Raw genomic sequence first — 5,522 nt, 5'->3', positions numbered from 1 at the left:
GCACGACCTGGACCCGCCGTGGGGGAGTCGTCGCAGGGTGACAGCGATGCTGTCAGCGAGTGGGCAGTGCCCGGGTGTGCTCGATGCGTACGGCGTCCAGGGCCTGGGGGTTGAGGCCGAGCAGCCGCAGGATCGTCGGGGCGATCTGCGTGGTCTCCACGGTGCCGTCGACGCGTGCGCCGTGCGGGGTGGCGGCGCCGGTGACGACGAGCGGAACGTCCAGGTCGTCGGCGTGGGCGCCGCCGTGTTCGGCGATCTTGCCCTTGCCGCCGGTGTAGACGACACCGTACTGGCTGATGCCGAACAGGTCGGGCACGCGCGAGTCGCCCGGGCGGACGTGGAAGTACTGGGCGGCGGCCGCACCGGCGTACAGCTTCTTCAGACCGCTCGCGGTGTAAGGCTTGACCCCGCCGTCGATGCCGTTGCCCTTGCCGGACTGGGCGAGGAGGTAGGCCTTGGCGAAGTCGGTGGCGGCCTTCGAACGGTCGGTGAGCCAGATGAGCATGGCGTCGTCGTCCACGGCGTGCGCGACCAGGTCACCGGCGCCCGGGTGGGCGGCCTTCCACGCGGCGTTGAGGCCGTCCAGCAGGGGGCCGTCGTCGATGCGGGTCAGTGCCTTGGGGTCGGTCGGCGACTGGCCGTGCTTGGCCGACAGGATGACCGTCGTGGTGCCGTCCAGGTGACGCTTGCGCAGTTCGGTGAGGAACGCCCCGACCTCCTTGTCGACGAAGGCGAGGTTCTTCGCCAGCAGCGGGCCGGGTACGCCCTTTGCCTGGTAACCGCCCGTCAGCCCGTCGGAGGTGGGCAGCTTCTGGGCGGTCGAGACGGACTGGAAGTTCATGCCGAAGACCGCCGGGGTGCCGACCTTGTGGGTGCGGCTGTGGTCGAAGCCGTCGATCTCGTTGAGGACGGCCTGCACCTTGTAGCCGTCGTACTGCTCGGTCGCGGCGTTGTCCTTCGTCCAGTCCGAGCCCGACGCGTAGCCGATCGCCTGGCTGTTGATCTCGGGAGCGAACATGTCCTGGATACCGGTGCCGGACGGGCCGTTGAGTATGTCGTACGCGACGTGCTTGTCGGACCACGCCGTCCGCAACCCGGCCTTGCGGGCCACCTCGAAGACCGAGTTCACCTTCAGGTACGAGTACGGGTAGACCGGCTTGCAGGTCTTCGGGTCGACCGGCAGCTTCGACGGGTCGATGAGGCTGCGGGCGTCGCCGGTCATCTTGAGGATGCTGCCGGGCAGGCCGCTGAGGCCCTGGCCCGCGTCGATGGAGTCCTTGTTCTTGTCGAGGTCCTCGGTGAGGTCGACCTCGGCACCCCGCTTGGCGCCGGCGCAGGTGGTCGTGCCGGCCGGGAGGAGACCGGAGTTGTAGGCGTCGTCGTAGTAGACACCCGTGGTGCCCGGGTTACCACCCGTGATCTGGCCGACCATGCCGGGGAACGAGTCGGAGGGGATGGTGGTTCTGGCGTGGGTGTACTCCACGCCGCTGGTGGTCAGCCGCGCGAGCGCCGACTGAGGGTGGCGGGCGATGTACCAGGCCAGGTCGGACTGGTGCAGGCCGTCGATGGACAGCAGAAGGACGTGCCGGGCATCGGTGCGTGCGTGCGCCGAGGCGGGCGCGGTGGCCGTCGCGGTGAGGGCGCCCACGGCAGCGAGCGCGGCGGCCACTGCGGTGGCTGTGCGGGCGGAAGGCAGGGGACGGGGGGCCATGCGTTCTCCTCGGGCTGTGCGGGGCTTGAAGAAGCCTGTGAGCCGTGCACCCACATCCGAGAGTGAGAACGTGTACGGGAGCGGACTTCCGTACTTTGTCCTGCCAAAGAAACGCACGGGTGAACGCAAAGATGGCGAGATCCGCGCGGGTGGCGGGTGTGCTGTCACTGTGGTGATCACGGGGGCCGGGGGCTCCTAACGCGCGGACAACGGTGAGGAGTTGACGTCTCCGTCCCCGCTGGGCGCACCTGCTCTGATCGGCAGAGTGCGCATGTGGCGGGTGTCGGCGGTCGGGACGGTCTGGCAGGCGCCCTGGGTGCGCGGGCAGGGAAGCCAGGTCGGCAGCGGCGTTTGCCCGAAGGGACCGGGGCAATGCGAATCCCATGACTCAATCGAATAGCAAGGCGAACGAGAAGCCCAAGCAGGAGCCGCAGACGGCCTCCGAGGCCCGGCCGACGACGGACAAGCCGTCAGCCGCGGTCCGACGGGCGACCACGAAGGCCGCGAAGGTCTCTGACGACGCGGTGTCAGCGGGTAAGGAGAAGTCCGAGCGAGTGACTGAGGCGACGAGCTCGCTGGCCCGCACCGCGACCCAGGGCCTCGAGTCCGGCCGGCAGATGGTGGTCGCCGCATCGGGCCAGGTTGCCGGCTCGGCCAAGACAGCCCTGGCGGTGATCGCTCATCGCAAGCTCATCGCCGCCGGTGCGGGTGCCGGCCTCACACTGCTGAGTGCGGCGTCGTACGCGATGGGCCGTCGTGCCGAACGCCGCACGAACGGCCCCCTGACTCGGTTCACCGGGGGGCGCATCTGACAACGTGGGTCAGAGCCAGGCGTACTTCGGGCCAGACCACCGCCCAAGGTGGCATCTGATCAGCCTCACGGTCATGCCTCGTGGGCATGGACCGGTGGCGCTTGAGGCGGTTGGTCCCGCACTCGACGGCGTGGCGCCCGCGGCAGTCGGTTCTGTCGAGCTTCTTTGTCGAGCCTCGGCGGCCGACCGCCGCGGGACCCGAGTGCCCGTCTCCGCAGGGAGGCAGGCGTGGTCGCGGCGGGACGCGGGATTCTTACCGCAACTACACGGTGTTGAGGCGGCATTGGTGACGCAAAGCCGTCAGAGCGGGTTGAGTCGGGCCTTGAGCAGGCAGAACTCATTGCCCTCGGGGTCGGCAAGAACGTGCCAGGACTCCTCGCCGGTCTGTCCGATGTCGGCCGGGCGTGCCCCGAGCTTCAAGAGGCGTTCGAGCTCGGCGTCCTGATCGCGATCGGTGGCGTTGACGTCGATGTGCAGCCTGGACTTGCCCTGCTCCGGCTCGTCCCTGCGGCTGAGGAAGAGCGTCGGCTGCGGGCCGCCGAACCCTTCGCGCGGCCCGATCTCGAGGCTGCCGTCCTCTTCGCGACCGAGCACCACGAAGTCCAGGACCTCGCACCAGAACCGCGCCAGCACCTCGGGGTCGCGGCAACCGAGCACAAGCTCACTGATACGACATGCCATTGACGAAACCTACTCTCAGCGTGGGAACTGCCGGGCGGCCGCGCGCGAGGCTCTTGGGCTCCCCGCAGTGGGAACACGCTCCAGACCGTACCGGGCGAGTCGAGCAGGTGCGAAGGGTTTTCGGGCTCCTCGCCTCGCCCGGCCGGGCCGCCGGGCGAGGACCGCAGGCCGCGCAGTGGGGTAGACGGAACCGGTCCGACACACGAGGACGCCCTGTCGCAGCCCGCGGCATCAGCGGAGCGAGTAACTCCCGCTCCTGGCCGGTTAGTCATGACGGCGTATCACCCTGCAGTGATCCACCACCCGATGATCTTTGAAGCCGGACCCTGGATCGCGGGCTTGGGCGTGGGTAAGCTGCTCGTCCGGATGATCTTGACTTGCCGAGGTGATCGCCTTGTGCTCGCATCAGCGTCCTCGGCCGGCTGACCGGGACGTTCACTCTGCGATCCGGGCAAGCTGCACGCGAATCGCCATGGGGGAGACGCCAACGCATGAGTACGCCACCACCGCCGCTTGAAACGGGGCGAACTGACGGATCGTCCATCCAGATCGGCACTCTCGTCCCGCTGACTCGGCCCGGCTGGGTCGAGGCGGGCCGACATGTGCTCGCCGGACTGGAGCTGGCCGTGCGCGAGGTCAATGACGGCGGCGGGATCGGTGGAAGGCCACTTGAGCTGGTGGTCCGAGACACCGCGGCTGATCCGGAGAGGGCCGCGACGGCCGTGGACGAGTTGGCTCGCCTGGGCGTGGCCGCCTTGGTGGGGGAGTACCACAGCGTCGTCGCCCGCGCCGTTGCCACCAGGGCCGACGCCCTCGGCCTTCCGTTCCTCTGCTCGTCAGCGGTTCTCGATGCGCTCACGGAACAGCCGACGGACTGGGTCGCGCGCCTCGCCCCGCCGCAGTCCCGCGGCTGGCAGGTCTACGCGGACTTCCTCCTCAGCTCGGGCCACCGTCGAATCGCCGTTGCAACCCAGGCGAGTGCCTACTGGGCTGCTGGGACCCGCATCCTGCGGGAGTACCTCGCTCCACGCGGCGGCACCGTCATCGAACTCGACATGCGCACGCTCACCCCCACGACCTTGTGCGACGAACTCTTCGACAGTCGCGCGACAGCCCTCCTTCTGCTGGTCGGCCACCCGGACCCGGCCGTGCCGATCGTCAAGTCCGTCCGCAGCGACCCGCGCCTCGCCGAGATCATGATCGGTGCTCCAGCCGGGCAACCCGAACTTCCCGAGTGGGCGGCCATGTTGGGCGCAGACGGCGCCGAGGTTCCGTTCTTGCGCTACCTGCCTGAGCGCCTCAGCCCACTCGGTGCACGAGTCGAGGCGGCCCTCATCGAGCAGCTGGCCGAAGCGCCCTCCTTCGTCGCGTTCGAGGGCTACGACACGATCGCCGTCCTCGCCGATGTGCTGCGTTCACACGGCACGGACCGGTCGAGCACGGCCGCATCCTGGCCGCGCGTCGCCGTTGAAGGCACCCGCGGACAGATCCGGTTCTCTCGTATGCCAGGCATCAGTGTCTGGCAATGGGCGTCGACGCCGATCCAAGTCGTCGATCGGGATCCGGCAGAACCCGAGCGCTTCCGGATCCTCCACGCCGGCTGAGAGTGCCCGAGGATCGACACTGAGGGGCTGGCACGCTCCTCCGCCGACTGCGGCCTTGAGCTTCATTCCCGGCTTCGGCTGTGCATCAATCTCACGAACCCGCACACGCTCTGTCACCCGCACAGCTTGGCGGTCGGCCGTGCGGGGCTGGGGACACCGACCGGGCCGTGGATCGGCGCTGATGCCGCTGCCGGGGCTCAGCCCGAGCCGGTCGGCGGTTCAGCGATGCCGACAACGAACTGCCGCCCATCGGCCGGCCCGTGACCGAGTGGGCCCGAGGGGCGAGCGCCTGCGTCCACCGGCCCGTGCCGCGGGCCGGCTCGAGCACGTCCGCGCCGACCGGGAGGTTGTCGACTAGAAGCAGCAGTTCCCGCAGGTCCTCGCGCTCGGCATAAACCCGGTCGTACTCGGTGCGCGTGCCCGGTAATACGCGAGCCGCTCCGCCAAGAGAGCGTCGTCATCGCTGCCCATGCGGTGACGGCGTCGGCTGGCGCCCCGGCTGGCGCCGTGCTCGCGGGCAAGCCGGCGATGAACTCGCCCTCCAGGTAAGCGGAAGCGCACAGCGTCGGCCTCATCGTCCCTGGCGGCCGGGCAACGGCTCTCTGGGCGTGTGTCTGAGCTGTTTGGCGGTGCGTCTCTCGTCCTTTCGTGTGGTGGGCCTGGCGGGTGGGCGGGCAGCGGCGATGGCACCGGCCGACGATCAACGAACTGGCC

Annotated in this window: 4 protein-coding genes; 2 read left to right on the top strand and 2 right to left on the bottom strand. The window is 69.3% G+C overall.

Annotated elements, in window-relative coordinates; genetic code table 11:
* Nucleotides 1–52: 52 nt before the first annotated feature.
* Nucleotides 53–1,711: an alkaline phosphatase family protein gene (locus tag ACWEN3_RS40075; RefSeq protein WP_452981745.1), complete on the bottom strand. Its 1,659-nt coding sequence runs from the start codon at nt 1,709–1,711 to the stop codon at nt 53–55.
* 554 nt (nt 1,712–2,265) lie between these two features.
* Here ACWEN3_RS40075 and ACWEN3_RS40070 point away from each other — a divergent pair.
* Nucleotides 2,266–2,523, top strand: a complete 258-nt coding sequence (locus ACWEN3_RS40070; RefSeq protein ID WP_452981742.1) for a hypothetical protein — start codon at nt 2,266–2,268, stop codon at nt 2,521–2,523.
* Nucleotides 2,524–2,823: 300 nt separating this feature from the next.
* Here the strand turns inward: ACWEN3_RS40070 and ACWEN3_RS40065 are convergent, their stop codons facing one another.
* Entirely contained in the window at nt 2,824–3,204 is a 381-nt protein-coding gene (locus ACWEN3_RS40065; protein WP_452981739.1) for a VOC family protein, read from the bottom strand.
* 491 nt (nt 3,205–3,695) lie between these two features.
* On the opposite strand from ACWEN3_RS40065, the gene ACWEN3_RS40060 reads away from it, so the two are divergent.
* The gene (locus ACWEN3_RS40060) at nt 3,696–4,808 is read left to right on the top strand and encodes an ABC transporter substrate-binding protein (RefSeq protein ID WP_452981736.1); all 1,113 of its coding nucleotides are present in this window, start codon (nt 3,696–3,698) and stop codon (nt 4,806–4,808) included.
* Nucleotides 4,809–5,522: the final 714 nt, after the last annotated feature.

This window comes from Streptomyces sp. NPDC004561, from assembly GCF_053602155.1.
The sequence above is the reverse complement of the archived record's forward strand: the minus strand, read 5'-3'. Positions and strand labels throughout refer to the sequence as shown.

Excerpts from the sequence above, each read along its gene's own strand:
- ACWEN3_RS40075 (WP_452981745.1), bottom strand. The coding sequence starts at position 1,711 with ATGGCCCCCCGTCCCCTGCCTTCCGCCCGCACAGCCACCGCAGTGGCC.
- ACWEN3_RS40065 (WP_452981739.1), bottom strand. The coding sequence starts at position 3,204 with ATGGCATGTCGTATCAGTGAGCTTGTGCTCGGTTGCCGCGACCCCGAG.
- ACWEN3_RS40060 (WP_452981736.1), top strand. The coding sequence starts at position 3,696 with ATGAGTACGCCACCACCGCCGCTTGAAACGGGGCGAACTGACGGATCG.